Origin of the sequence: Acinetobacter lwoffii (assembly GCF_024129715.1) — a bacterium.
Classification (GTDB): Bacteria; Pseudomonadota; Gammaproteobacteria; order Pseudomonadales; family Moraxellaceae; genus Acinetobacter; species Acinetobacter lwoffii_U.
The window spans coordinates 1-25,861 of the sequence record NZ_JAMXXM010000017.1 but is presented as its reverse complement, the minus strand read 5'-3'; the positions used below and the strand labels follow the sequence as shown (position 1 = coordinate 25,861).

Genomic DNA, 25,861 nt, shown 5'->3' with positions numbered 1-25,861 from the left:
GGAAGCAATATGACGCGTACTGCAAATGAGTTTCTAACTCCGCAAGCGATCAAGGTCGAAGCGGCAAGCGGGACCTCGGCAAAAGTTATTCTAGAACCATTAGAGCGTGGCTTTGGTCATACTCTTGGTAATGCTTTACGTCGCATCCTTCTTTCTTCTCTACCTGGCGCAGCTGTGGTAGAAGTTGAGATTGAAGGGGTCGAGCACGAGTACAGTACTTTGGAAGGCTTGCAGCAGGACATCGTCGAGCTCTTGCTGAACCTAAAAGGATTGTCGATTAAGCTGTTCGATCAAAATGAAGCTTATTTAACATTAGAGAAACAAGGTGCAGGCGACGTAACTGCGGCTGACCTTCGTTTACCTCATAATGTTGAAGTGGTTAACCCTGAACATTTGATCGGTACTTTAAGTGCCTCAGGCTCATTGAAAATGCGTCTGAAAGTGGCTCAAGGTCGTGGCTACGAGACTTCTGATTCACGCTTCCCTGAAGGCGAAACTCGCCCAGTGGGTCGCTTGCAGTTAGATGCGTCTTACAGCCCAATCAAACGTGTTTCATACACCGTGGAAAACGCGCGTGTAGAACAACGTACTGACCTTGATAAACTGATCATTGATCTTGAAACTAACGGTACTGTAGATCCTGAAGAAGCGATCCGCAAAGCTGCAACTATTTTGCAGCAACAAATTGCGATCTTCGTTGACCTTCAGAAAGATCAAGCACCTGTTGCTCAAGAGCCTCGTGAAGAAGTTGACCCAATCTTGCTTCGCCCAGTAGATGATCTAGAGCTAACTGTTCGTTCTGCTAACTGTTTGAAAGCAGAAAACATTTACTACATTGGTGATCTTGTACAGCGTACCGAAGTTGAGTTGCTTAAAACTCCTAACTTGGGTAAAAAATCGCTTACTGAGATCAAAGATGTTCTGGCTTCTAAAGGCTTACAACTCGGCATGCGTTTAGAGAACTGGCCACCGGCTAGTCTCCGTATGGACGATCGTTTCGCCTATCGTAGCCGTTAATTAAGTAGGACTATCACCATGCGTCATCGTAATAGTGGTGTGAAATTAGGCCGTACAAGCAGTCATCGTAAAGCGATGTTCCAAAACATGGCTAACTCTTTGTTCGAGCACGAGTTGATCAAAACAACTGTGCCTAAAGCAAAAGAGTTACGTCGTGTAGCTGAGCCTTTAATCACTTTAGCTAAAAACGATACAGTAGCAAACCGTCGTTTGGCGTTTGCTCGTACTCGTTCAGCAGCAACTGTTGGTAAATTATTTACCGTTCTTGGCCCTCGTTACAAAGAGCGTAACGGCGGTTATCTACGTGTTCTTAAAGCGGGCTTCCGTGCAGGTGATGCTGCACCGATGGCTTACGTTGAGCTAGTAGATCGCGAAGTTAACTAATTTCGTGAAGAATAACGCAAGTTGTTCGAAAAGGTCGGTTGAATAAACCGGCCTTTTTTAATGCCTGTATATTTTAATTTAAAGTGATTGAGTTCAACATAACTGATCTGGCCTGAAAAGATAAAAAAATAGTGGCTTTTTAATGAACTTGACATTGTGTATTGTCAGTTTTGTGATTTAATAAAAACAGATAGCATCGCTTAGGTAAAAGAACAACATGGAAAAGCAGGTAGATATTTTAATTGTGGGTGCGGGGATCTCGGGGATTGGTCTGGCAGCACATCTTTCTAAACATTGTCAGCAACGCTCTTTTGAGATTATTGAACGCCGCGAAAGCATTGGCGGAACTTGGGATCTGTTCAAATATCCGGGCATCCGTTCTGATTCGGATATGTCGACTTTTGGTTTTAATTTCAAACCCTGGAAGAAAGAAAGCGTGCTTGCCGATGGCGCATCCATCAAAAATTATCTGACTGAAGTGGTGGCTGAGTTTAAGCTAAAGTCGAAAATCCATTTTCAGCATCGGGTCTTAAGTGCCAATTATGATTCTACAACCTGCAAATGGTCAGTAGAGATCGAGGATGCACACGGTAAGAAGCAGATCTGGATCGCCAACTTTGTACTGGGTTGTACCGGTTATTATAATTATGATCAGGGTTTTCAGCCGGAGTTTCCAAATCAAGATGCATTCAAAGGTGAATTTATTCATCCGCAACATTGGCCGGAAAATTTAAACTATAAAGGCAAAAAAGTGGTCATCATTGGCAGTGGTGCGACCGCGATTACCTTGGTTCCTGCGATGGTGAAAGGTGGAGCAGGGCATGTCACCATGTTGCAACGTTCCCCAACTTATATTGCTTCTGTACCCTCGGTCGATTTTATTTATTCAAAAATGCGTAAATATCTGCCCGAGGAGGTCGCTTACAAGCTGACACGTGCGCGTAATATCGGCATGCAGCGCGGGATTTATGCTTTGGCACAGAAACAGCCAAAATTATTAAAATCGCTTTTGCTTAAATCGGTGCAACTTCAGCTAAAAGGTAAAGTGGACATGAAGCACTTTACCCCGAATTATGAACCTTGGGATCAGCGTCTGTGTGTGGTGCCAGATGGGGATCTGTTTAAAATTTTACGTGAAGGGCGGGCATCAGTTGCAACGGATCAGATAGAAACCTTTACCGAAACGGGAATTCAGCTGAAATCGGGTCAACATCTGGAGGCTGATATTATTGTCTCTGCTACGGGTCTGAATATCCAAATTCTCGGTGGGATTCAGGCGACGATGGATGGTCAGCCTATCGATACCTCACAGCATATGCTGTACAGAGGCATTATGGTCAGTGATATACCGAATATGGCACTAATTATTGGCTATATCAATGCCTCCTGGACGCTTAAAGTCGACATTGCAGCAGAATATATTTGCCGTCTGTTGAACTATATGGATCAGCAAGGTTATACAGAGGTGATTGCTCAGGGAGATCAGAGTGAATTACTTCAGGATACTGTCATGGGCAGCCTCAGTTCGGGCTATATTGCCCGGGCTGCAGACGTGATGCCAAAGCAGGGTAAACATGCTCCATGGAAAGTCAGCAATAATTATCTGGCAGACCGTAAGGAGCTCAAACAGGCTTCGTTTGAAGATGGTGTACTGAAATTTAGAAAAAACAGCAATGCTTTAAAGCATAAACCGCGTTTGGTCTCTTAAAGTTATATTTTTGCATACAGAAAAAGGAGTCCTGAGAGACTCCTTTTTTATGTGTCGGTTTTACAGTGAGCGCGCGATGAGTTCTTTCATGATTTCGTTGGTACCCGCATAAATCCGGTTGGCACGGTTATCGATATAAGCCCGGGCAATCGGATATTCCAGCATATATCCATAGCCACCATGCAATTGCAGACATTCATCTACGACTTTGCTATACATTTCTGAAATCTTGTATTTGGCCGCAGCAGCGGCATCTACGCCTAGTTCGTGCTTGAGTTGCAGCTGCATACAACGATCCAGATAAGTGCGGCAGATATCGATCTCGGTACGTAGTTCTGCCAGTTTAAAACGGGTATTTTGAAAATGGCTGATGCTCTTGCCAAATGCCTGACGTTCCTTGGTATATTTCACTGTATGTGCGAAAGCGGCTTCAGCGCCTGCCTGACAGATAATCGCCACAATCAGGCGTTCCCAAGCTAGCTCTTTTATCAGCATCATAAAGCCCATGCCTTCCAGACCGAGCAGGTTTTCTTTGGGCACCCGGACATTGTCAAAGAACAGTTCGCAGGTATCCTGACCTTTCATGCCAATTTTATTCAGCGGCTTGCCTTTACTAAATCCGGCACGCTCTGCTTCTACCATAATCAATGACAGATTGGCTGAACCTTTATCATTATTGCCAGTTTTACAAACCACGATGGCCATATCACAGAGATAGCCATTGGTAATAAAAATCTTGGAACCATTAATCAAATAGTCATCGCCATCCAGTATTGCCGATGTACGCACTGCTTGCAGGTCAGAGCCAGTTCCCGGTTCGGTCATGGCGATCGCGGTGACGACTTCTCCAGACGCCATTTTGGGTAGCCATTGCTGTTTTTGAGCTTCATTACCAAAGTTCAGCAGATAATTGGCAACAATATCCGAATGCAATGAAAATCCGGTCGCTGAATCTCCGGCATAGGCCTGTTCCTCAATCAAAATCATGCTATACAACCGGTCTACGCCAGATCCGCCATATTCCTCAGGCATGGTAGCGCAGAGCAATCCAAGCTCACCGGCTTTATTCCATAGCTCTCGATCTACATGCTGCTGGCTTTCATAACGCTCGGTATGTGGAATGACTTCTTTCTCATAAAATTTACGTACCGTCTCGCGAAAAGCCTCATGTTCGGCAGTAAAGAGTTGGCGCGGCAGCATCGGAGCGAGTGGGCGAATGGCTGCAGATTGCATCTTGTTATTCCTTATTTTGATCTGTTTGGTTTAACTTAGGCCATGCCAAGATCAGCAGCAATGAGCGGAATGTTCAAATGACTTCAATCTGCTGATGCTTTTGGTCATTTCTATGAAATCCCTCGAAATTCAGCCAGCGCTTCAGGTAAACTATTCGGGTTTATAACGAGTTGGGGAAATTCGATGACTGATGACATCAGCTTAGAAGAGCGCAAAGTGATTTATCGTGCGCGTCGTGGTCTAAAAGAACTGGATGTATATTTTGATCCCTACGTAAAAAACCATTACCTGAATGCTGAGCCTTTCGAAAAACAGATGTTTGCAGAGCTGGTTGAGCAGGAAGACCCGGATTTGCTGGACTGGTTTATGGAAGTGTCTGAGCCGCCGCGTCCTGAACTAAAAGATTTTATCAAGAAGCTTAAATTTTACGTTCATGGATAATCGTTGCTTTAAGCTGAAACGCAGTCTCTGTGCATTGGCGTTTCAGCTTTTTATTTTTGCACTGCTGATGTATCTGTTGTATCAGTTATTGCCGATTGCACTTTGGGCAGTGTGCGCTGTCATAGGCTTGGTGATTTATCAGCTGTTTTACCGCAAGACACCACAGATTGAGCAGTTTGAATATCTGGATGGACGTGAATGGTCATTGACTACCAAAGCACGACCGACTCGTCGGGTATGTATTAGTCACGTAATTGATCATCAGGCGTATATTGTGGTGTATTTCCAGCATGCCAAGGCGCGACCTTTATTGATCTGGTGTGATCAATTGCCCTTCAAACAATGGAAATCCTTAAAATTATTGACTAAATTAATTTAGTTGTAAAACAAACGCATTTTAATGATTTAATTAAAATGCTCATAAAACAAATATTTAGGCCAAATTCCTATTTTTATTGTCAGACAGAAATCAAGGTTAATCCATGACTTAGAGGAATTGTCTGACAATTTATTCCCTATGTTTTATTTTTAGCCTGTACATTTAACTCACCAACAGCAACTACGGGAGACCTTAATGGAATTTCCAGTATGGATGTTTCTGATCGTAGCGATTGTTTTAACGCTGGTGATCGGACGACTCGGGACAGTGTTGAAGGATAAATTTTCATCTTAATCGAGCAGGGTTTATTATTTTTCTGCTTGTACAGTTAATAAGTAGCATGTGCTGAACCGTCGCAATGCTACTTTTTTTTGCCCAAAATTTGGTATTCTTCTAAATACAGTCAATTGCAGTGCGGCTATTTAATGGCAAAGTGTCTCGTCTAAATTAGAGTAAATACTCTTTTATTCACAAAATGCTTCTGATATCTTTAGCAGAAAGATGGACATAATCACAATTATAGAGGACAGGAAAATGTCAGACGTCCGTAAAATATGCCAAGGTATGGCGACCATTGCAATAACAACAACAGTTTTGACGGGGTGTTCTCAGGTCATTAAAACCGGTGCCAATGTTGCACTGGGTTTCACCGAAAACCATATTGTACCGCCGATTTTAGCGATGGATGATGCTGAAATGGTGTGTAATTCAGGGAATTCTTTAACGCCGGCCATTATGGCGACCAAAGAAATGGGTGCAGATCCAACGCGGGTGGCCGTGCTGATGTATTCGGCTGCCGGTATTTGTGCCGAGCAGAAAGCGCTGGAAGCCGAGTTACGCTATCTACGTGCTTCAAAAACCAATCAGGTGGCAGAAGCTCAAGATGCCCGAATTGAGCAGAAGCGCTGGGCGGCACTGGCAGCACAGCGTCAATATACCGGTTATCAACTGTTCCAGAGCCGTTATGAAAAGAAATACCAAAAAGCCCTAGGTGAAGAATGCCCGCGCATGAATAGTGACATCGAGCAAACGGTTTATCTGCTGGGTATGCTCAGTGGCTTGCAGGCCATGACCAATGATATTAACTCAGGTGGTGCAGTGCATGTACCGAAAGATATTGCTGCCGTGGTTGAACGCGGCATGGTGTGTCTGGATAACGCGAAATTCTGGGGTGCTCCGAATGCTACTCGTGCGGTGATATGGACCTTATTGCCAGGCGCAGGAGATGGTAAACCTGATCCTTACCAAACCTTAAAACAATCTACACAAATTGGTGAGCAAAAAGGTGTACGTTTATCTCATGCCTTGTACGCTGTAGCGGCTCAGGCCAGTGGTGATGATGCCAAAGTCCGCGATGCCTTAAAAACCTTTGCTCAGGCACGTACTGAGGAAAAGCCGGTCAATCCGCAATTCAAGCTGATCGACAGCATGGCTGCGATTATGGTCAGTGGCATATCAGATCGTTACTGGACAGAAAATACCGGTATACGTAGTGGCGATGATGGCATGCAACGTTTCTGGGATGAATCCGACAGTTCTTCTGAGCTCGATGATCTGTTCAGTGCGGATCTGTAATGCAGATACTATGTATAAATCTTCAGGGATGAAGTCAAACTAGATGGTCGGGGGAGGACAACAGGCCGATGCTAGATCAACATTTTCGACGAAAAATTATTTTTCTAGCGGCTTTTGTCTCTCTCTCTGCATGTCTGCAAATTTTTCAGGATCATTTCATCTACTGGCAAGAGAGCCTGTTAGGTGAATTTTGGCGACTCTGGACAGCGCATTGGGTGCATGTGGGCTGGATTCATTATTTTCTGAATATTCTCGCCTTTCTCTGTTTGCCTTTCATTTTTCCACGCGCCACCGTCTGGCATTTCTGTGCCATTTTACTGATCTTGCCACCGTTGATCAGTTTAAGTTTTTATTTTTTCTTACCCAATATTGAAGCCTATGCCGGCTTGTCAGGCGTACTGCATGGCGCCTACGTAGCAGTGGCCTGTGTGCATTTGCTGTATAAGCGGGAACGCGGCTTTGCGGCGCTGGTGTTATTTTTGATTTTTGTCAAACTGGTCTGGGAAAACACCATTGGCAATGTCGGAACGGCGCAGCTGATCGGCAGTCCGGTTTTGGTTGAGGCACATTTACTTGGGGTGATTTGGGGTGTGATTCTGGCGCTGATCTATATTGTGAGTAATTATTTTCGGGATAATTAAAGTGCAGGGATAAATAATTTACTTGGCAGAAAATACAAAAAGAAAATATAAATTGTCATTTTTATTGTGCCAATTTTCATGCAAAGTCAAAACATAGAATAAAGATCCTGACCTTTGAAAAGGAATTTTCGAGGCAAAAGGGAAGATCAGCGTCCTAGACCAAGCATCAGGCCGCTAAAATAAAAATAGGAATACACATGCAAAATGATGATCAAAACAGATCAGGATTAGGTCTGTTGCGTTATATATGGACAGAGTGGATCTCGACCTTCGTCGTGCTGGTTTTACTTTTGCTCACTTTAATTATTGGCACTGGGGAAATGATTCACGGCCAGTTGCTGCGTATGGGTGAGCGTATTTACGGTGATCCGGCAACAGGAATGCAATATTCATTTTTAAGGGCTGAGCCGACGCGTCCACAATGTGAACGCAATATTAATGTCGATCAACGCGTTCAGCAGCAGATGAAAGCCGATGCAGCCGATGAATATGCCGATTTCTTCGGGGTGCGTTCGGAAGCGGATGTCCGTGCTGCGGTGTTACAGGCACAACAGGTCTGTGAAGAATCCTACCTGTTTTATGATAAAGCCATTCAACATGTGGAAGATCATCCAAGTATTCGGGCTTATCGGACCTTTGAAACTTCTTTCTTTGGCATCTTCAAGTTTGGTACGGAAAACCGGGCTTTGCTTCTGGTCATCATGGTGGTCTTTGCTGCGATCAGTGCCACTCTAAAAACCCATCATATTGGTTTGCGTAGCCCGAGCACGCGTATCGACTTTAAAGTTTATTCGGTCGCCATGCTGGTCGCTAATGCTTTCCTGGCATTTTCATCCTATAGCCAATATCAGTCCGTATTGAACTCGGGCGTGCCGATGGGGGAGATGAAATACATCTACTGGTTGTGGATGATTCTGTTCAGCGCACTCACCCTGATCAGCTTGTATCAGGTGATCAAACAACCGAAACCGACGCGTGAGGGCGGCAGTTTTGGTCTGGCCTTTCTGAGTGTACCGCTATATGCCTATATGGCTATTACCACCGGAATAAATTTCACCTTCTTTATGGACTATCCAATGGGACAGGGGATTTACCTCGGTCAATTGGTAGAGTTTTCCAGTATCTTCCTGAATCTGGCCTTGTTTATCTGGGCCGGTATGTTGCTGAAACAGACCCGTGTCGTGGACATGTTCCTGAACATTCTGCGTCCTTGGAATCTGGCCCCTGAAACCCTGACCTGGTTAATCTTGCTGGCAGCTGCATTACCGACCGCCTATACCGGAGCATCAGGGATTTTCGTAATTGCCGCAGGTGCGATTATTTATAAGGAAGTCTGGAATGCGGGCGGACGCCGTCAGTTTGCATTGGCCGCCACTGCAATGTCTGGTTCACTGGGCGTGGTTTTACGTCCTTGCTTGCTGATTGTCGTTGTGGCATCACTGAATAAAGAAGTGACCACCGACTTACTCTATCACTACGGGATTTATGTCTTCCTGCTCAGTTCGACTTTATTTCTGGTGATTTCCTTATTCTTTGCAGAAAACAAATTCCGGATTGCTGCACCTATTGTGGCTGCTCCTCAATCCGGTCGCGCCTTCATTGCGATTATTCCATATATCGTGATTTTCATTCTGATCTGGTTATTCTATAAATATGCCTTGTCGACTGACCTGAATGAATTTACCGCACCAGTGATGATGCCAGTCATCCTGCTGATGATTGTCTTGTTCGACAAGTTGCGTCATGAACCTGCGCCGTTGCCGGCAGTGGGGCATTGGGATGAAACTTTGACCGCAACTTTAAACTCAAGATCGGCACCTGAACTGGCGACAGCCGGTGCCGCAGCCAATGCAGAATATCGTGAGGCTGAACATAGTGAACAACCAGGCAAAGAACTGGTGGTTGATCATACTGTGCAGCGTTCAAAAGCGACTGAAATTTTGCGTAATGTCGGTTTCTGGAAGTCCATGCATATTTCTACTAGTGAGACCGTGGGACATATTGGTGCTCTGGTCATCCTAATGGCACTTTCAGTGAGTGTGGGTGGCTTGCTGGAACGTATTGAAATTATGGAAGCCTTTCCGACCGATATCAGCAGTACCATTTTGGTAATTTCACTGATTGTCGGCTTGATGATTTTTGTCGGGATGATTATGGATCCATTTGGCGCGGTCATTCTGATTTCCGCGACCGTTGCGCCAGTGGCCTATCAATATGGCATTCATCCGGTACATTTCTGGATGATTACCCTGATTGGTTTTGAGCTGGGTTATGTGACGCCACCGGTTGCGCTGAATCATCTGCTGGCCAGACAGTCGATTGGCGATGCCGAAGTGGCTGAAGCGGATGCAGAAGTTCGCCACCTGTCTTTCTACTACCGTTATGAACGCTGGATTCTGCCAGTGATTGTATTGCTGCCTACTATGCTGATCATTGCCTATGTGCCTTATATCTTTAAGCTGTTCGGCTGGTATCAATAAAAGAAAAGTAATAAAAAAGCACCTTAGGGTGCTTTTTTATTGTATCTAATTTGAATTCTTTGATCAGATATTAGATGAATTCAGGCGCTTGTGCAGGATCGGACTACACAGCAGAATCGCACAGAAAATCAGCCCCAGCCCGATCAGGCTATATAGATCCGGAACTTCCTGCCAGAACAGAAAGCCCCACATGCCGGCAAAGAAAATCGCCACATAGTTGACTGGCCCAATTTGTCCTGCCGGAGCCAGCTTATAGGCATTGGACATAAACAGTTGGCTGAAATTGGCCAGGATGCCGGCAGTAATCAGATAGCTGAGTTCTGTCAGGGTATAAGGTCGCCATAGCCAAAACATCGGAATCACGGAAATCAGGGTGCCAATAAAACAGAAATAAAATACGATTTTTTCCGGAGACTCGGTTTTAGTCAGCGCCCGAACCGTGACAAACGCCATCGCCGCCAGAAAACTCGCACTCAAACCAATGACCGACATCAGGTTAATTAAACCTGAATCCGGTTTGGCAACACAGAGTACCCCGATGAAACCAATTGCAGCCGCGACTAACATGCTTGCTGTGATTTTTTCCTTAAGAAATAGCCAGGCAATCAGCGGAATAAAAATCGGGGAAGAGTAGGTGAAGACCATGGCATTGGAGAGTTTTAAATGGGCAATGGCATAGAAAAATCCGTACATGGCCGTCAGGCCGACTACTGCGCGCCAGGTGTGCATCCATAGTTTTTCAGTTTTGAAAAAACCAATGCCTTTATTGAAAATGAAGGGCAGGAAAATAAACAGCCCGACAAAATTGCGAAAGAAGACCACGGTGGCGTTATCAACCGTTGCTGAGGCATAACGGATACACACGCCCATAACTGAAAAGAGAAAAGCAGAGCAGGTCAGTAACAGAATGGCTTTAAGCAGATGCGGAGCGGCTGGGGCAGACATGGAAACAACTGAGCTAGAAGATCTGACGATATTCTAGCTGAAATGCTGTCGAGATTTACTGGCTTTGAGCAAGTTGTGCTTCAAGTAACTTGATCTGTTCCTCTTTCAGTTGGATCAACTGGTCGGCATCGCTATGCTGCGCATCCAGTGTGGCTTTTTGTTCATTGAGCTGAACTTGGATGTCATCTAATTTAGCCACTTCTTCTTTGGCCAAACTGGCATTCTCCGGCACTGGTGCATCTAACAGCTGATTTGATACCAGTGCTTTAGCTTCGATCGTCTCAGGTGCTTTCGCTGCCGCCGTATCTTCTTCAGTTTTCGCCGCAGGTTTTGCTGCCGGAACAGCCGCGATATCTTCCTGATGCATGCGTTCCGCTTCACCGGAAGAGGCATTCAACCACTGATATAGCAATACCAATGCAACGACAGTAACTAAAGCCCCCATAATCCCCATTAAAAGTTTGGGGTTATTTCTTTGTTCTACTGACATAGCTTGAACCTTGATTTTTATTTTACTGAACGAGGTTTAAACTGAATCACGCCAACTTCATCTGGAACAGCTGGTGTTTCTGGTTGATCAACATGTGTGGGACGATTTTCTTCATAACCACATTCAATACATTCGATCCATTCATCTTCACCAGAGGTCAGCATGACGACGCGATCTAACGCCTGACATTTTGGACATTTTGCGCCTGCAATGAAACGACGTTTAATGGTCATCATACTCACCTTGTGATCAACTTAAAAAGCTAGTTTAAGCGTTTTTAGAGGGGTTCGTCCAACCTTGATGACGCAGCAACGCATCTATTTTTGGCTCGCGTCCGCGGAAATTGATAAATGCGTCAAGTGCTGTGTCTTTTCCGCCAACTGCGAGGATATTTTCCCGAAACTGCTTTCCGGTAGTGGTATTAAAAATACCTTCATCTTCAAAGCGGTCGAAGGCATCACTGGCCAAAACTTCGGCCCATTTATAGGAATAATATCCTGCTGCATAACCACCGGCAAAAATGTGACTGAAGCTGTGCTGGAAACGGTTATAGTCGGTGGTCGGTAGGACCGCATACTTTTCACGGATCTCATTCAGAGTAGCCTGAACCTGTGTTGCATTTAAAGCCGGATTGGCTCGGTGAATACTCAGGTCAAACAGGGCAAATTCAAGCTGACGCAGGGTTTGCATGCCAGACTGGAAGAAACGTGCATCGAGCAGGGCTTTCAGCAACTCTGCCGGCAAGGATTCTTGAGTTTCAATGTGCTCGCTGAGCAGATCCAGACTTTCCTGATCCCAGGCCCAAAATTCCATAAACTGGCTTGGCAGCTCAACGGCATCCCAAGCCACGCCATGGGTACCTGCTACCGCAATATTGTCCACTTCTGTCAGCATATGATGCAGGCCATGACCAAATTCATGGAACAGGGTAATCACTTCATCATGGGTCAGGAGTGCAGGGCGATTGCCGACAGGTGGGGTAAAGTTACCGACCATATAGCAAATCGGTTTTTGCAGGCCATCACTGGTCTGCATACGGGAACGGAAACCACTCATCCAGGCACCGCCACGTTTGCCTTGGCGTGCATACAGGTCAAAATAGAAGCCGCCAATCACCTGACCTTGATCTTCCAGTTCAAAATAACGTGCATCCGGATGCCATACAGGCGCTTCGCGTTCAATCACGTGAATGCCATACAGGCGATTGACAATATTGAACAGGCCTTGCAGGATTTTCGGTGCAGGGAAGTAAGGTTTAAGCGCTTCCTGTGACAGGTTAAATTGCTGCATTTTCAGCTTTTCAGAATAATAGCCACTGTCCCACGGTTGCAGATCACGGATGCCATCTTCAACAGCAATCGCTTTCAGTTCAGCAATTTCCTGTTCTGCTGGTGCGCGGGCATGCTCTGCCAGATCACGCAAAAATTCGTCTACTGCCTCTACACTCGGTGCCATTTTACTGGCTAAGGACAATTCCGCATAATTATTAAAGCCAAGCAGTTTTGCCATTTCCAGACGCAGACTGAGGATTTCTTCGATCAATGCAGTATTGTCAAACTCGCTCTGTTCAGCCTGATCTGACGCGCGGGTAGTATAAGCTTTATAGAGTTCTTCACGCACAGGACGATTTTCTGAATGGGTCATGATCGCCAGATAAGACGGGAAATCCAGCGTAGCCACCGGTTGATCCAGTTCACGTTGCTGACCATATTGTTTTAACAGCTCAATATTACTGGTAGATAGACCCGCTAACTCCTCTTCATTTAGCGGTCTGAAATAGGCCTGAGTCGCATCCAGTACATGGTTGGAGAAGTCGGATGATAATTGGGACAGACGAGCCGAAATTTCCGCATAACGTTTTTTCGCTTCACCCTCTAATGCCACCCCAGACAGTTTGAAATCACGTAAGGCCAGTTTAATGGCGCTTCGCTGCGCTGCCGGCAGTTCATTATAAATCGACGCATCATAAATATGCTGATAGGTCTGATAGAGCGCCGTATGTTGACCCAGTTGCGTATAGTATTCGCTAAGACCCGGTAAGAGTGCTTGATAGACATCACGGGTTTCGGCATTGTTCATCACGGCATTTAAATGTGACAGGATGCCCCAAGACTCACTCATATTGTTTTCAAGTGTGTCGACATGTTCAAGAGTAGCCAGCTGCTCCTGTACTGAAGTAGGTGTTTCGGTAAGTTCATTCAGGAACTTTTGACCTTCAGCGATACAGCTTTCAATTTTTTGTTTTAGCTCAGCCAGCGTAATCTGATCAAATTGCGGAACAGGCAAAGTTGCCTTTTCTAAAGTCATGTCGGTCTGCCAAATTAATTTTCAGTGTTAGTTCTAGAAGTAAGGCTTCTTGATCGAGAAATCAAGCTTGACCGGTGATTTATTCTGAAGCAGGAGGTATCGAGATTTATTCAATCTCGTTCACAATGATGTCCAAGCTACTTTTGCTAATGTTGAGTTATAGTTCAACTGATTGGTGTTGCTCGCTGAAACTCCGAAACAGATAGTTTAAGAATAGGCAGAATTCCATAGTCTGTTTCAAAGAAATAGGAAATATGTCTTTGCAGATCTTTGAATTTCACTGCTTGAGTGTAGATCAAAATAGGAGGCAGTTTTCCTGTCAGTTTTGTTTAGAAATAGGGAAGGTACCTGATCAGACTGATCTAAGTTGATGATTCGATGCGGTAAGTATTTTTACTCTAATCGTATTTATTCTGGATAAGGTTTAAAAGAAAAAAGAGCGCCGTAGCGCTCTTTTTAAACCATCAAAAATTATTCAGTCTTGGCTTTTGCATTCGACTTTTTCTTTTTGACCTTGGCCTTTTTCTTTACTTTATCTTTAACCTTTGCTTCAGACTTTCCTGCAGATGGTTTAGCAGACTTTTTACTGTAAGAGCTGGGTTTTCCTTTTCCTTTTTTGCGTCGTATGGGCTGTTCTCCATCGGCGCTCAGGTTGGATTTAGATTCACGTTCATTGTTGCCGAACACTTCTTCTGTCGCGGCTGGACGTGATACTGGTTTTTTCTCACTTACGCGTGGTGCACGGGCACGAACTGCACGGCCAGCATGGCTGAGTTGTTGCACCAGTTCAAAGTCGATCTTGCGCTCTTCCAGATTGACACCGGCAACCTTGATTTTGACTTCATCGCCCAGCCCAAAGACCTGACCACGGTTCTGGCCGATCAGATTCTGGCTGCTTTGATCAAAGACGAAGAAGTCGTCGCCTAGCTGGCTGACATGCACCATACCATCGACATACAGGTCTTTTAACGTTACAAACAGGCCGAATTCTGCCGTCGCACTGATGATACCGATAAATTCTTCGCCCAGATGCTGCTGCATATAATGGCATTTCAACCAGGTCGTCACCGAGCGCGACGCTTCATCTGCACGACGTTCTGTGGCAGAGAAATGGTCACCAGCTTCATCTAAAGCACCGCCTGAAAGCGGAGATGGCTTGTTATTTAAATGTGCCTTGATGGCACGATGCAATAACAGATCCGGATAACGACGAATTGGTGAAGTGAAATGTGTATAGGCTTCATAAGCCAGACCATAATGGCCGGCATTACTCGCACCATAGTAAGCCTGCATCATGGAGCGTAATAACACCGCATGAATACTTGGTGCATCGATCCGGTCTTTGGTCGCTTCAATCACCGCCTGATAATCTTTCTGAGTCGGCTGTTCCGGGAAATTCAAACCCAGCAGCTTGACGAAGTCACGAACTTTCTGGATACGTGAGAACTCAGGTGGCTCATGCACGCGGTACAACATTGGCATTTCATTTTTCAATGCATATTCTGCGGCTGCCACGTTGGCCAGCAACATACACTCTTCAATCAGCTTATGCGCATCATTACGGCTGCGTGGAAGAATTTCTTTAATTCCGCCCAGTTCGTCGAAGGTCATGTAAGTTTCAACAGTTTCAAATTCCATGGCATGGCGTTCAGCACGTAAACTTTTAAGAACTTGATAAAGTTGGAACAGGGTGTTGATCGACTTGCGAACTTCGCGATCTTCGGTAATCGCCTGGCTGTCACCTTCCAGATACTGTGCGACCTGATCATAGGTCAAACGTGCCTTGGAATGCATGACAGACGGATAGAACTCAAAACCGGTGACTCGGCCAGCACGTGACAGTTTTAAATCACAGACCATACATAGGCGGTCAACGTTCGGATTTAACGAACACAGGCCATTCGACAATGCTTCAGGCAGCATCGGTAAAACGAAGTGCGGGAAGTAGACTGACGTCCCGCGTTCCTGCGCTTCATCATCTAGCGGTTTGCCTGGACGTACATAATGGCTGACATCGGCAATGGCCACGACCACACGATAGCCACCACCCGGACGTTTTTCGGCATAAACGGCATCATCAAAGTCACGTGCATCTTCACCATCAATGGTGACCAAGGCTAAATCACGTAGATCCACACGACCTTCACGGTCTTTGGCCGTTGGCTCTTTAAAGCTTTCGGCTTCTTTAACCACTTCTTCCGGGAATTCATAAGGCAAACCATATTCTAAAATGGTTTGTGGAATAATGATTTCAGTATCGGCCTTGTCTGCCATGGACTGCACAATATGTCCAGTCGCGAATTCTTCACGGGTCGGATAGGTATCAATCGCCACACGAATAGAGTCACCCAGATTAGCCTGGGCATGTTCGATCAGTTCTTTTTCAAGGGTGATTGGCTGATGCGCATTTGGGTTGGCTGGCTGGATAAAGTATTCACCATCATATTCTGACACTTTACCAATGATCTGTTTGACACGATGCTGCACAACTTCAGTAATATAGCCCCAGGCTTTACCTTTACGGTCTACCGAAGTCTGACGCACTTTAACGCGGTCACCATTAAAGACCAGGCGCAGTTCACGCTCAGCCAATAATAAGTCGTCCTGGCCGGAAATGTTGGCAGTTCCCATCCCCCGGGAATTGATATAAACCGTCGCTTCGGATTCAGGTTGCTCGACGGCAATCTGAAACTTGTAGCCGTCTTTCATCAGTTGCCCGTCACGCACCATCGCAATTAAACGATGGCTTAGGGCATCAATACTTTTTTGATCTGCAATTTCAAAATGTTCGACCAGGTCTGCATGGGACTGGGCATTGTTCTTTTCGATGGTTTCTAAAATGAGCGTGCGGCTAGGGATAGGGTTGTCATAACGTTCGGCTTCAGCTTTTGCTTCAGGATCGACCCAGTTTTTCATCATGTCTTTAAATTTATCTTAGGAGATAGGTTTAGCATAAAACATGTGTGCGCAGACTGCACGTAAATGATTGCAATAATCCATTTAAGTTTTCAATTTTCTGTTAATTTTCGATAACTGGAAATTTATGCAGTTTTTTTGCCATCAAAATGCACGAAAAATCGAGGAATTGCTTAAAAAGTATTTAAACGAGCAAAAATATGCACTTTTTTTTGATGCTGCGCTTGCAGTGCCATGCCGAAATTTGTATTATGGCCGCACGTTACGGTGAGATGGGTGAGTGGCTGAAACCACGTCCCTGCTAAGGACGCATACGGGTAACTGTATCGAGGGTTCGAATCCCTCTCTCACCGCCACGCTTACTTACGTCGCGCGCTCATAGCTCAGCTGGATAGAGCACTTGGCTACGAACTAAGGGGTCGGGAGTTCGAATCTCTCTGAGCGCACCAAGTAAGTTAAGCAGAAAAAAACGTATTGCCAACCTAGGCACACAAGTTACGCGCTCATAGCTCAGCTGGATAGAGCACTTGGCTACGAACTAAGGGGTCGGGAGTTCGAATCTCTCTGAGCGCACCAACTTGAACAATTAACCGCACATGTTGCGGTTTTTTTGTGCCTAAAATTTACAGAAACACCAGACATCACGTGCTAAAAATAAGTCTCAGGCGAGTGAATAAAAATAAAGGCAGTCGTGATGAGAAAAATAATTGTCCAGGAGTTTTTGACTCTAGATGGTGTAATGCAGGCGCCCGGCGGCCCGAAAGAAGATCTATCTGGTGGTTTTCAATATGGTGGTTGGGTGGCGCCGTATTTTAATGCGGAACCTGATCCGGCATTTGATGCCATCATGCAAAAATGGATGCAGCCCTCCGATATTCTTTTAGGAAAAAATACTTTTCAGATTTTTGAATCTTACTGGCCCACACATACTGAAGACTGGCCGGGAATCAATGACGTCAATAAATATATTCTTTCTACCAGTCTCGAGCACTCGGACTGGCAAAATACCCTTTTTCTGAAAAGCATTGATGAGGTAATCAAGCTTAAAGCATCAGGAGAGGGGGATATTCGAGTTTATGGCAGTGCTGCAGTGGTACAGGCGCTTTTCAAATATGAGCTTGTGGATGAACTTTGTCTGCTGACTTTTCCAATTATACTGGGTGTTGGCAAACGCCTGTTTAGTCATGAATCAATACCCGCCGCTTTTCAATTGATAGATCATCTGGTCAGCTCAAATGGTATTGTGTTTACGCATTATCAAAGGGCAGGAGAAGTAAAAACGGGAACAATACGCGAGTGATAAAGCGCACAAGAGTGATGGTCGGTTTATATTTGAATTCTATTCTGGCTGGATACCTGGTTGAGAATACTTAAGGTTGACCCATTATTTGGTGCTGAAATTTTTTGGAAAATGAAGCTTCTTGGTTGAATTAATTAAGTGCTTTTAGCTCTAAATTTGCAGAAGTTTTCAGCAGAAAGTTGTGAATATTGCTGCATCGTTTAATTACTGTACGTTCGGTTGAGATTTTATTAAAAAACACTTAACAACACTGAAAAAACTCGTATAATGCACCCCATCAAGACGTCGCGCTCATAGCTCAGCTGGATAGAGCACTTGGCTACGAACTAAGGGGTCGGGAGTTCGAATCTCTCTGAGCGCACCAATCTTGATAAAAAATCTGAAAAAACCGCACATTGATGCGGTTTTTTTGTGTCTGGAATGTGTGTGAATTTTTCATATAAAAAACCAATAACTCTCTGCATCCTTCTTATCTTAATTTTTGCTGAACTTTCAGTGCATAAACGGTATTGCCACCTACCGCAGGTAAAACATCGTGATAGGGCATGCTGCGCATAGCTCTTAATAAGAATGGCGCCTGATCGTGAATCTTCATGCTGCTGGTAATTTGAAATAAGGTACCTTGTGACTGCGGTAATAAGCGCATGCCACCTTTCACAAACTTCAAGTCGCCGCCATTGGCATTGAACTGGTTTTGCAGGGAATCAAGCTGGTAAAAACGCATCTTGAAGTTAAATGGAATCTGAATCACCCCTAAACCCACCGAAACCTTATAGTTGGCATCTATATTCTGGGTATTGACCGGATTCAGTTCGACCTTCTTGATTTGCCGGGGGAAAAGTTGCTGCGTCGCTTCAGCAGCCAACCATGGCCGCAATTTTTTGACCGGATGCGCAAAATATTGATAGGTGCTGCTAAATCTTAAATTTTCTGAGACTTTTCCTTCTTTAATCTGATAGTTCGGCAAAATGAAACTGACTGGTTGACCAGACTTTTGGCTGATCTGGGCAATTTTTTGTAGCTGTTGAGGGTTGAATCTAAGTTGCGGAATCGGAGTTGCTAGTGCTGCTGTATGCTCGATTTTAAAGCGTTGTTGTAGTGCTTCCAGCAGAAATGCATTGGTACTCGGCGGAATGCCGAGTTTGGCTTCAGGTAGCGCATTCAGGATTTTACTGAATAAAAAGCCTTTGGGCTGGTTCAGGTCGCCCCATTGGGTGACAGTCACCAGCGTTCTATGCGGACCCAGTGCAAACCACTCCAGTTTTCCTGCACCATAGGGAATTGGCGCATCGATAATTAAAGTACTAATGCTGTTATCACCCAGATGATGCTGCATCACCACGGTTTCTTTAAAGTTCAAGACCGAAATCGGGGTCGGGATATGAACCTGATATTTGACCTGCTGAATCGAACCCTGCTGCTCCAGCACTTTGGCTGACTTTAAGGTCGGAAACAGACCCACATAATTCGGATAATGGCGCAGCAATTTTTCAACTTGAGCTTCAGCCACAGGCAATATCACAGCCGCACTATAAAACTGTGTCTTGCTGGCTGCATTACTGTTTAAGGTGGGAAGCTGGGTTTTAGTCGAGGGATGCGCATAAATCAGAATTCGCTCGCCGGTTAATTCTGCCAGTTGCTGGGCATTGCCCTGATAAGCACTCAGACTGCTCGGCAGTTCGGCATTCCAGGGAATGATTTTGGCCAGTGCTGGAGCAGAAACTGCCAAACAAACACCGATGAGCATGCATTGCTTTAATCCTTTCATTCAACATCCTGTTGCGTATTTTTTGTTTTAATTGCTGTTTATTTAAAACCAAATGCACGTATTTCCAAAGCAAAGTTATGTAATTGATGCGACAGGCGCATAAGCGCTATGGATATTTTGGTATAGTATTGGGCAAGATTTTATTTTTGATGTGATGCTATGACTGAGTCAGCACCGACTTTATCGACCCGTTATTTTCTGACTTTAGAAGAATCTCAGGATGGTTTTGCCCTGGCGACGTTTGGTAAAAAGCAGATTTCACGTTTTCTGACCCCTTTGGTCAGTATCGGGATCATCATCTGGGGTTTCTCGATGGGCTTTGATGGCGTCGGACGTTATTACGTGGCTTTGGGCGCATTCTTTCTGCTCCTGCAAGGCATCATGCGTTACTGGTTCCTGCCGATGATGTTTAAACGCCAGTTTGTTAAATATCAGTTTGGTAAAAGCGAACAGGGTATTGATTTGTATCAGGACTATGCGGAAATTTTTACCAATGATCGTAGCAAGCTGGTGCCATATAGCGAAGTGCAGAATTTTGCTGTTGGTAAACTGACTTATATGCTGGAATTGAAAAACCGTACCGTGGTTATTGTGCCGAAGCGTGCATTTAAGGACGGCACTGAACAGAGTATGTTCGAGCATACATTTAAAAAATAATTCAGATATCTATAAAAGGAAAAGGGAAGTTTTGATCATGAGCACACGTCCATCCAAAATCGTTTGTGTGGGTCGCATTTATGCCGATCATGCCAAAGAACTCGGCAATGCGATCCCTGATCGTCCCGTATTATTCATCAAGCCACCGAGTGCCTTAACTTCGCTCGAAGCAGGCATTGAATGGAATCCGGAATGGGGCAACTGCCATTATGAATGTGAACTCAGCTTGCGTATTGACCGGACCTTAAGCAAAGAAAGCAATCCTGTGAAAGCACTTGACGCTGTGGGTGCGGTGACTTTAGGTCTGGACTTAACTTTGCGTGATTTACAGGATGATCTCAAGAAAAAAGGCCAGTCTTGGGAACGTGCCAAAGCCTTTGATGGTTCTTGTTTGTTGTCGGACTGGGTGCCTGTCGCCGATGTAGTCACGGACTGGAAAGATGTGCATTACACACTGCAAGTCAATGATGAGCTACGTCAAAAAGGCGATACTGCATTATTGATATTTGATATTGCGACGTTGCTGGCTGACATCAGTCAGGTCTTTACTTTGGAAGAAGGCGATGTGGTGATGACCGGTACCCCGGCAGGCGTTGCGGCATTGCATTCAGGCGATCAACTGAAAATGACGCTGAAGGGGCAGGCTCAGGATTATGTCTGGACGACTTTTGTGAAATAACCAAGATTTTGAATCAAAGGAGCCAATGGGCTCCTTTTTCATATGCATAATTTTAATCATTAACAGTATAACGCTTGCGAAACTGATCAGGGGTGCTTCCCATCCAGCGTTTAAACATGTTGATAAATGCCGAGGCATTGGCATAGCCCAGATCAAAGGCAATGCTTTCAACGCTATGACCTGAATTTAATAAAGACATGGCCTGCATCACTTTCAGGCGTTGCCGCCATTCATGTAGTGACATTCCCAGTTCTTTCTGGCTATATCGCGCTAGCGTCCGCTCGGTTAAATTGACGCGTTCTGCCAGTTGCTGCAGCGAGCTCTGATCTGCCGGATGCTGATGTAAATAATCTAAAATCTGTTTCAGCAATGCATGTTCTGAATGCGGTAAATAACTGCTGACCAGTTGGGCTTGCTGCAGCTGATCGAGCAGCACCTGTAGCAGACGCTGATATTCAACTGAATTCTCGAGTGCTGGATGGTCTTGCTGATGCAGTTGTTTCAGGTGGGTGAATAAAGCGGTGACCAGAGGTGCACTGAGCAGGATGCCGGGTTGGGTGGGCAGTTGGCTGCATAGTGATTCATGCACATACAGGGTGCCATGAGAAACTGCGGTACGGTTCAGACCACGATGCTCTAAATTCGGTGGGAGCCAGATGCCGTGAGGTGAAGGCGTCACATAATTTATATGATTAATATTCACTTCCATCACGCCATGAAAAGCATAGACAAATTCTCCCCAGGCATGGCCATGTAGCGGATAAACAGATTGCGCAGGATCTTCCCTGAAACTGATCCACAGAGGTGCTTTAATCAGATCATGGGTCGGAAGTTGCTTGAGCGAAGCTGAATCTGCTTGGATTTTTTTATGCATCACCGAAATTGCCTGAATAACACCATCATTTGTCTGTTTTGAAGTATATCTTTTATTTCTGACACTTTTATAGTGTACCTTCCAAATGAGCAACAGGACCGTATGTGAGCCAGCGTCAGGCATTAGATGCCAAAGCATCTGCCATCATGTTTGTATTGTGTATGTTGTGGGGTTTACAACAGGTGGTACTGAAGTGGGCCGCGAATGATATTTCAGCCCTGATGCAAATTGCCTTGCGTTCAGCCTTGTCTGCGCTGATGGTTTATCCCCTGATTCAGCAGAGCGTGCGCCGTCAACTCTGGAATGCACGCTATTTACCTGCAGGATTGCTGGTCGGTGTGTTGTTTGCAACCGAATTCTATCTGATTGGTGAGGCACTGCGTTATACCTCAGCCTCGCATACGATTGTTTTACTTTATACCGCGCCGATTTTTGTGGCTTTGGGTTTACACTGGAAATTGCCGGCAGAGCGTTTGTCTTCTGTGCAATGGGGCGGAATATTTCTTGCCTTTAGCGGAATTGTAGTCAGCTTTCTGTTACGTCCACAGACAGAATCAACTTTACAAACTGATGCCTTGTGGGGAGATTTTCTGGCTTTGCTTGGCGGCGTATTCTGGGCAGCCACCACAGTCAGTGTACGTCTGAGCCGGCTGGCTGAAGCACCTGCAACCCAGACTTTGTTCTATCAATTATTGATAGGTGGAATGCTGTTATTGCCTCTGGCTGTTCTGACTGGACAAGCAGCCATTCAATGGACGGTGTTGTCTATTTCCAGTCTGGTTTTTCATACCGTGCTGATTTCCTTTGCCAGTTATCTGATCTGGTTCTGGATGCTGAAGCATTATCTGGCATCGCGTCTAGGGGTATTTTCCTTTTTGACCCCTGTATTCGGCATGCTGTTCGGCGTACTGATTCTGGATGAACATATCGAAATCAATTTTATTATCGGCACCTGTATGGTCATGCTGGGTGTGATTCTAGTGAGTTTGCAGGGATGGCTGAAAAAACCGAATATCAATAAAAGCATTCAAGAGCAAGCATGAAAATCTGGTCTGTAAATTTAGCGACCTGGATTGGTCTGTCTTCTATTCTGATCTGGGCCAGTCTGGTCGCCGTAGTGAAACTGATTACTGAATCCACCAGTGCAGTGCAGGGGATTGCTTTAATTTATAGTTTTAGCAGTCTGGCGATTTTTGCGTTCACCGGCTTTCCAAAAATCATGCAAATGTCCAAGCGTTATCTGCTCGGTTGTGGCGCTTTATTTGTGGCTTATGAGATTCTATTTCTGGTTGCTGTGGCATGGTCGGATAATCGTGAACAGGTGATGCTGATTGCCATGATCAATTATCTGTGGCCACCCTTGATGATTGTTTTTTCGATTTTTGCCCGACAGTTGCAGGCTCGCCTCTGGGTGATTCCAGGCTTTCTGCTCGCTGTGATGGGACTGATGCTGGTGGTCAATCCAGAAATCACTAATCTGCCGAAGTTTATGCAGGCTTTAGCTGAAAATCCTTGGGCCTATGGCTTTGCCTTTCTCGGCGCTTTGTTATGGCCTTGCTACTGCGTTCTAACTAGGACCTATGGCCGCGGACAAAATGGTGTACCGATTTTCTTTATAGTCGCTGTAATCAGCTTATGGCTCTTACATTTAGGATTAAATGAACCTTTTATCATGCCCTCATTCAAGCTATGGCTGGGAATTGCGGTGGTGGGAAGTCTGATTGGTATCGCCTATAGCAACTGGAATCAGAGTATGCAATTCGGCAATATCAAGGTGCTGATCTTAGCCACTTACTTTATGCCGATTCTTTCTTCGGTCATGTCCATGCTGATTCTGGATGTCAGGCCCGAACTCAGTTTCTGGATTGGGACGGGTTTGGTGACTGCAGGCGCTATAGTCTGCTGGAAATCTACCGCTATCAGTTAAAAAAATCCTCTCAAGCGAGAGGATTTTTTTATTTATGTCGGAACAGTTCGGACAATGGGAAATTGAGTTTTTCTTCCAGATATTGATCAGTTTCCTGTAATCTAGGTGAGAAATTTTGCATCCAGATGTCATCAGTCTGGGCATTGGTGAGATGGTTTTTGCGTGGCAGTGGATAAGGCAATTGCAGATAAAAATTCCAGAAGCTGACCTGATCCAGATCGCGAACCAGCACATATTCATTCTCATCGGTGCGTTTGATTAGATTCTGCTTTTCAAACATGGCGACATAGCTCGGCCAGCGGCCAATTTCATCTCGGCCCAGCACTTCAAGCGCTTGTGCTTCACTGATGCTTTCACCGGTTTTCTGTTTTCTATAAAAGAGTTCTAACAGATCTAGCAGCATGACGATGGGATGGCGTTTATTGTCCTGACCAGATTCAAACGCTGTCAGGGCATAACTGATTTCAACACCCAATAACACAATAATCCACGACAGATAAATCCAGAGCAGGAAAATCGGCACGGCGGCGAAGGCACCATAGACGATCTCATAGCTGGTAAAGTTTGACATGATATAGCCAAACAGATTTTTCAGCAGCTCAAACACCACGGCACTAAATAGACCGGCAATAAAGGCAGATTTAAGCGGTACACTGCGATTCGGGATGGTCCAGTTCAAAATGAAAAATCCGAGTACAGTCAAAGAAAAGGAAATCGTCCAGAGGACAAAAGCGCCATCAAGCTCATAACCGGCAAAGTTATTGCTGAGAATGCTCATGGATGCCACGGTCGAAGAAATCACAAATGCACTGCCGAGTAAAATCGGCCCGAGCGAAATGATGGTCCAGTAACGCATAAAGCCCATAATTCCGCCCCGCGTTTCAGTCACGCGCCAAATGCGGTTAAACACCGTTTCGATACTGCTGAGCATCAATACTGTCGTCACAAACAAGAACAGAATACCAATGATGGTGAGATTGCTGGATTTATCGGTAAAGGCATTCAGGGCCTTATCAAAGGCAATTGTAGTTTTGGGTAAAAAATTACTATAGATCAGTTGTTGCAATTGCTGCCGCGCAGGTTCCAGCGCTTTAATGGAAGAGATAATTACCAGAAAAACCGTCAGCATAGGCACCACCGCAAACAGGGTAGTGTAGGTCAGGGAACCTGCCTGTTCGCGACAGCGGTCTGCTTCAAAACGTCGAAGTACAAATAAAACAAATTGAAACCAGTGTTTTTCATAGAAAGGTAATTTCTTTAAATACTTAACAATCATCTGCATCCAATCTCAATTTTTTTAATCATCATGAATTTTCACCATCAGCTTAACCAAAAAACTTGCAAAGTATCGTATAGTTTTATTTTTTTAAGTAATGAATAAGAACCATGATGCAACCTTATGTCCTTGTTTTATATTACAGCAAATATGGCTCAACCAAAGAAATGGCGCATCTGATTGCCAATGGAATTGAAGCGGCAGGCGTGGCAGTAAAAATCAGGACAGTTCCAAATATATCCAGCATGGTAAAAGTCGCTGAACCGAGTATTCCGGCAGAAGGGGATATTTACTGTACTCTGGACGATCTAGCGCAATGTGCCGGCCTGGCGCTTGGTTCACCGACCCGTTTTGGCAATATGGCCTCTGAAATGAAATATTTTTGGGATCAGACCACGAGTCTGTGGCTGAATGGAGCGCTACACGGTAAACCGGCTTGCGTGTTTACGGCATCAGGTTCCATGCATGGCGGACAGGAAAGTACTTTGCTGACCATGCTGCCGCCGTTGTTCCATCATGGCATGATGATCATGGGGCTTAGTAACTCAACACCGGCACTCTCGAATACCAAAACTGGTGGTACGCCTTATGGCGCTAGTCATGTCAGCGGCCCACGGCATGATCAGAGCCTGAGTCAGGATGAAAAAATTCTGTGTGAAGTACAAGGCAAGCGTTTAGGTGAAGTGGTACTGAAACTCAATTGAGTCTGACAAGCACTCACAGGAAATGAAGAATGAACTTCATTTCCTGAATTTTATTAGGCTTCTTTTTGATCTTTTTGATCTTTTTGATCTTTTTGATCTTTTTGATCTTTTTGATCTTTTTGATCTTTTTGATCTTTTTGATCTTTTTGATCTTTTTGAT

The 25,861-nt window shown here is 45.0% G+C and carries 23 protein-coding genes and 4 tRNA genes; 18 read left to right on the top strand and 9 right to left on the bottom strand.

The features are described from left to right. Window positions 1–9 precede the first annotated feature (9 nt). From NI462_RS10845 to NI462_RS10835, 3 genes are all read left to right on the top strand, one after another. The gene (locus NI462_RS10845) at window positions 10–1,017 is read left to right on the top strand and encodes a DNA-directed RNA polymerase subunit alpha (RefSeq protein WP_004281489.1); all 1,008 of its coding nucleotides are present in this window, start codon (window positions 10–12) and stop codon (window positions 1,015–1,017) included. Window positions 1,018–1,035: 18 nt separating this feature from the next. Further along, window positions 1,036–1,401, top strand: a complete 366-nt coding sequence (gene rplQ / locus NI462_RS10840; protein ID WP_004281488.1) for a 50S ribosomal protein L17 — start codon at window positions 1,036–1,038, stop codon at window positions 1,399–1,401. A gap of 217 nt (window positions 1,402–1,618) precedes the next feature. Further along, window positions 1,619–3,109 (top strand): flavin-containing monooxygenase, encoded by a 1,491-nt coding sequence (locus NI462_RS10835; protein ID WP_253160590.1) that lies wholly within the window; start codon window positions 1,619–1,621, stop codon window positions 3,107–3,109. A gap of 60 nt (window positions 3,110–3,169) precedes the next feature. Here NI462_RS10835 and NI462_RS10830 read toward each other — a convergent pair whose 3' ends face one another. Next, a complete protein-coding gene (locus NI462_RS10830; protein WP_253160589.1) occupies window positions 3,170–4,342 on the bottom strand; it encodes an acyl-CoA dehydrogenase family protein in 1,173 nt (390 codons plus the stop codon). A gap of 183 nt (window positions 4,343–4,525) precedes the next feature. Here NI462_RS10830 and NI462_RS10825 point away from each other — a divergent pair, with 183 nt between their 5' ends. The 5 genes from NI462_RS10825 to NI462_RS10805 all read left to right on the top strand — a co-directional run bounded on the left by NI462_RS10825 (window position 4,526) and on the right by NI462_RS10805 (window position 9,858). Then, window positions 4,526–4,783: an FAD assembly factor SdhE gene (locus NI462_RS10825; RefSeq protein ID WP_004281484.1), complete on the top strand. Its 258-nt coding sequence runs from the start codon at window positions 4,526–4,528 to the stop codon at window positions 4,781–4,783. After that, a complete protein-coding gene (locus tag NI462_RS10820) occupies window positions 4,776–5,162 on the top strand; it encodes a hypothetical protein (protein WP_004281482.1) in 387 nt (128 codons plus the stop codon). The genes NI462_RS10825 and NI462_RS10820 overlap by 8 nt, the downstream gene beginning before the upstream one ends. Window positions 5,163–5,696: 534 nt before the next feature. Continuing rightward, a complete protein-coding gene (locus NI462_RS10815; protein WP_253160588.1) occupies window positions 5,697–6,737 on the top strand; it encodes a hypothetical protein in 1,041 nt (346 codons plus the stop codon). A 68-nt stretch (window positions 6,738–6,805) separates the two neighbouring features. Beyond that, window positions 6,806–7,378 (top strand): rhombosortase, encoded by a 573-nt coding sequence (gene rrtA, locus NI462_RS10810; protein WP_253160587.1) that lies wholly within the window; start codon window positions 6,806–6,808, stop codon window positions 7,376–7,378. Window positions 7,379–7,575: 197 nt separating this feature from the next. Continuing rightward, window positions 7,576–9,858, top strand: coding sequence for a TRAP transporter large permease subunit (locus NI462_RS10805; protein WP_253160586.1), 2,283 nt, complete (start codon window positions 7,576–7,578; stop codon window positions 9,856–9,858). A 63-nt stretch (window positions 9,859–9,921) separates the two neighbouring features. On the opposite strand, the gene NI462_RS10800 is transcribed toward NI462_RS10805, so the two are convergent. The 5 genes from NI462_RS10800 to rnr form a co-directional block, all read right to left on the bottom strand. Further along, window positions 9,922–10,803 (bottom strand): DMT family transporter, encoded by an 882-nt coding sequence (locus NI462_RS10800; RefSeq protein ID WP_253160585.1) that lies wholly within the window; start codon window positions 10,801–10,803, stop codon window positions 9,922–9,924. Between the two features lie 55 nt (window positions 10,804–10,858). Next, window positions 10,859–11,293 (bottom strand): restriction endonuclease subunit S domain-containing protein, encoded by a 435-nt coding sequence (locus tag NI462_RS10795; protein WP_253160584.1) that lies wholly within the window; start codon window positions 11,291–11,293, stop codon window positions 10,859–10,861. 17 nt (window positions 11,294–11,310) lie between these two features. Next, a complete protein-coding gene (locus NI462_RS10790; protein ID WP_171054337.1) occupies window positions 11,311–11,520 on the bottom strand; it encodes a YheV family putative zinc ribbon protein in 210 nt (69 codons plus the stop codon). Window positions 11,521–11,560: 40 nt separating this feature from the next. Next, a complete protein-coding gene (locus NI462_RS10785) occupies window positions 11,561–13,615 on the bottom strand; it encodes a M3 family metallopeptidase (protein ID WP_253160604.1) in 2,055 nt (684 codons plus the stop codon). 456 nt (window positions 13,616–14,071) lie between these two features. Further along, the gene (rnr, locus tag NI462_RS10780; protein WP_253160583.1) at window positions 14,072–16,519 is read right to left on the bottom strand and encodes a ribonuclease R; all 2,448 of its coding nucleotides are present in this window, start codon (window positions 16,517–16,519) and stop codon (window positions 14,072–14,074) included. Window positions 16,520–16,782: 263 nt separating this feature from the next. Between rnr and NI462_RS10775 the strand changes: the two genes are divergently transcribed. The 5 genes from NI462_RS10775 (at window position 16,783) to NI462_RS10755 (ending at window position 18,180) form a co-directional block, all read left to right on the top strand. Further along, window positions 16,783–16,872: transfer RNA gene (locus tag NI462_RS10775), tRNA-Ser, on the top strand. 16 nt (window positions 16,873–16,888) lie between these two features. After that, a tRNA-Arg gene (locus NI462_RS10770) sits at window positions 16,889–16,965 on the top strand. Window positions 16,966–17,015: 50 nt separating this feature from the next. After that, window positions 17,016–17,092: transfer RNA gene (locus NI462_RS10765), tRNA-Arg, on the top strand. 118 nt (window positions 17,093–17,210) lie between these two features. After that, the gene (locus tag NI462_RS10760) at window positions 17,211–17,816 is read left to right on the top strand and encodes a dihydrofolate reductase family protein (RefSeq protein ID WP_253160582.1); all 606 of its coding nucleotides are present in this window, start codon (window positions 17,211–17,213) and stop codon (window positions 17,814–17,816) included. Window positions 17,817–18,103: 287 nt separating this feature from the next. Further along, window positions 18,104–18,180 (top strand) — tRNA-Arg (locus NI462_RS10755). Between the two features lie 105 nt (window positions 18,181–18,285). Here NI462_RS10755 and NI462_RS10750 read toward each other — a convergent pair. Next, window positions 18,286–19,584, bottom strand: a complete 1,299-nt coding sequence (locus NI462_RS10750) for an SRPBCC family protein (RefSeq protein ID WP_253160581.1) — start codon at window positions 19,582–19,584, stop codon at window positions 18,286–18,288. 159 nt (window positions 19,585–19,743) lie between these two features. On the opposite strand from NI462_RS10750, the gene NI462_RS10745 reads away from it, so the two are divergent. Together NI462_RS10745 and NI462_RS10740 are read left to right on the top strand one after the other, a co-directional pair. Next, on the top strand, window positions 19,744–20,241 hold the full coding sequence (locus tag NI462_RS10745) for a YcxB family protein (RefSeq protein WP_219307354.1): 498 nt from the start codon (window positions 19,744–19,746) through the stop codon (window positions 20,239–20,241). A gap of 37 nt (window positions 20,242–20,278) precedes the next feature. Beyond that, window positions 20,279–20,920 (top strand): fumarylacetoacetate hydrolase family protein, encoded by a 642-nt coding sequence (locus NI462_RS10740; RefSeq protein WP_253160580.1) that lies wholly within the window; start codon window positions 20,279–20,281, stop codon window positions 20,918–20,920. 52 nt (window positions 20,921–20,972) lie between these two features. Here the strand turns inward: NI462_RS10740 and NI462_RS10735 are convergent, their stop codons facing one another. Further along, a complete protein-coding gene (locus tag NI462_RS10735; RefSeq protein WP_253160579.1) occupies window positions 20,973–21,794 on the bottom strand; it encodes an AraC family transcriptional regulator in 822 nt (273 codons plus the stop codon). Between the two features lie 104 nt (window positions 21,795–21,898). Between NI462_RS10735 and NI462_RS10730 the strand changes: the two genes are divergently transcribed. Together NI462_RS10730 and yddG are read left to right on the top strand one after the other, a co-directional pair. Further along, window positions 21,899–22,837, top strand: a complete 939-nt coding sequence (locus tag NI462_RS10730) for a DMT family transporter (protein WP_005108620.1) — start codon at window positions 21,899–21,901, stop codon at window positions 22,835–22,837. Next, complete coding sequence (gene yddG / locus NI462_RS10725; RefSeq protein WP_253160577.1) at window positions 22,834–23,721, top strand: aromatic amino acid DMT transporter YddG; 888 nt, start codon at window positions 22,834–22,836, stop codon at window positions 23,719–23,721. Before NI462_RS10730 ends, yddG begins: the two co-directional genes overlap by 4 nt. 28 nt (window positions 23,722–23,749) lie before the next feature. Here yddG and NI462_RS10720 read toward each other — a convergent pair whose 3' ends face one another. After that, on the bottom strand, window positions 23,750–24,997 hold the full coding sequence (locus NI462_RS10720) for a YihY family inner membrane protein (RefSeq protein ID WP_253160602.1): 1,248 nt from the start codon (window positions 24,995–24,997) through the stop codon (window positions 23,750–23,752). A gap of 110 nt (window positions 24,998–25,107) precedes the next feature. Between NI462_RS10720 and wrbA the strand changes: the two genes are divergently transcribed. Then, window positions 25,108–25,701, top strand: a complete 594-nt coding sequence (gene wrbA / locus NI462_RS10715; RefSeq protein ID WP_253160575.1) for an NAD(P)H:quinone oxidoreductase — start codon at window positions 25,108–25,110, stop codon at window positions 25,699–25,701. Window positions 25,702–25,861: the final 160 nt, after the last annotated feature.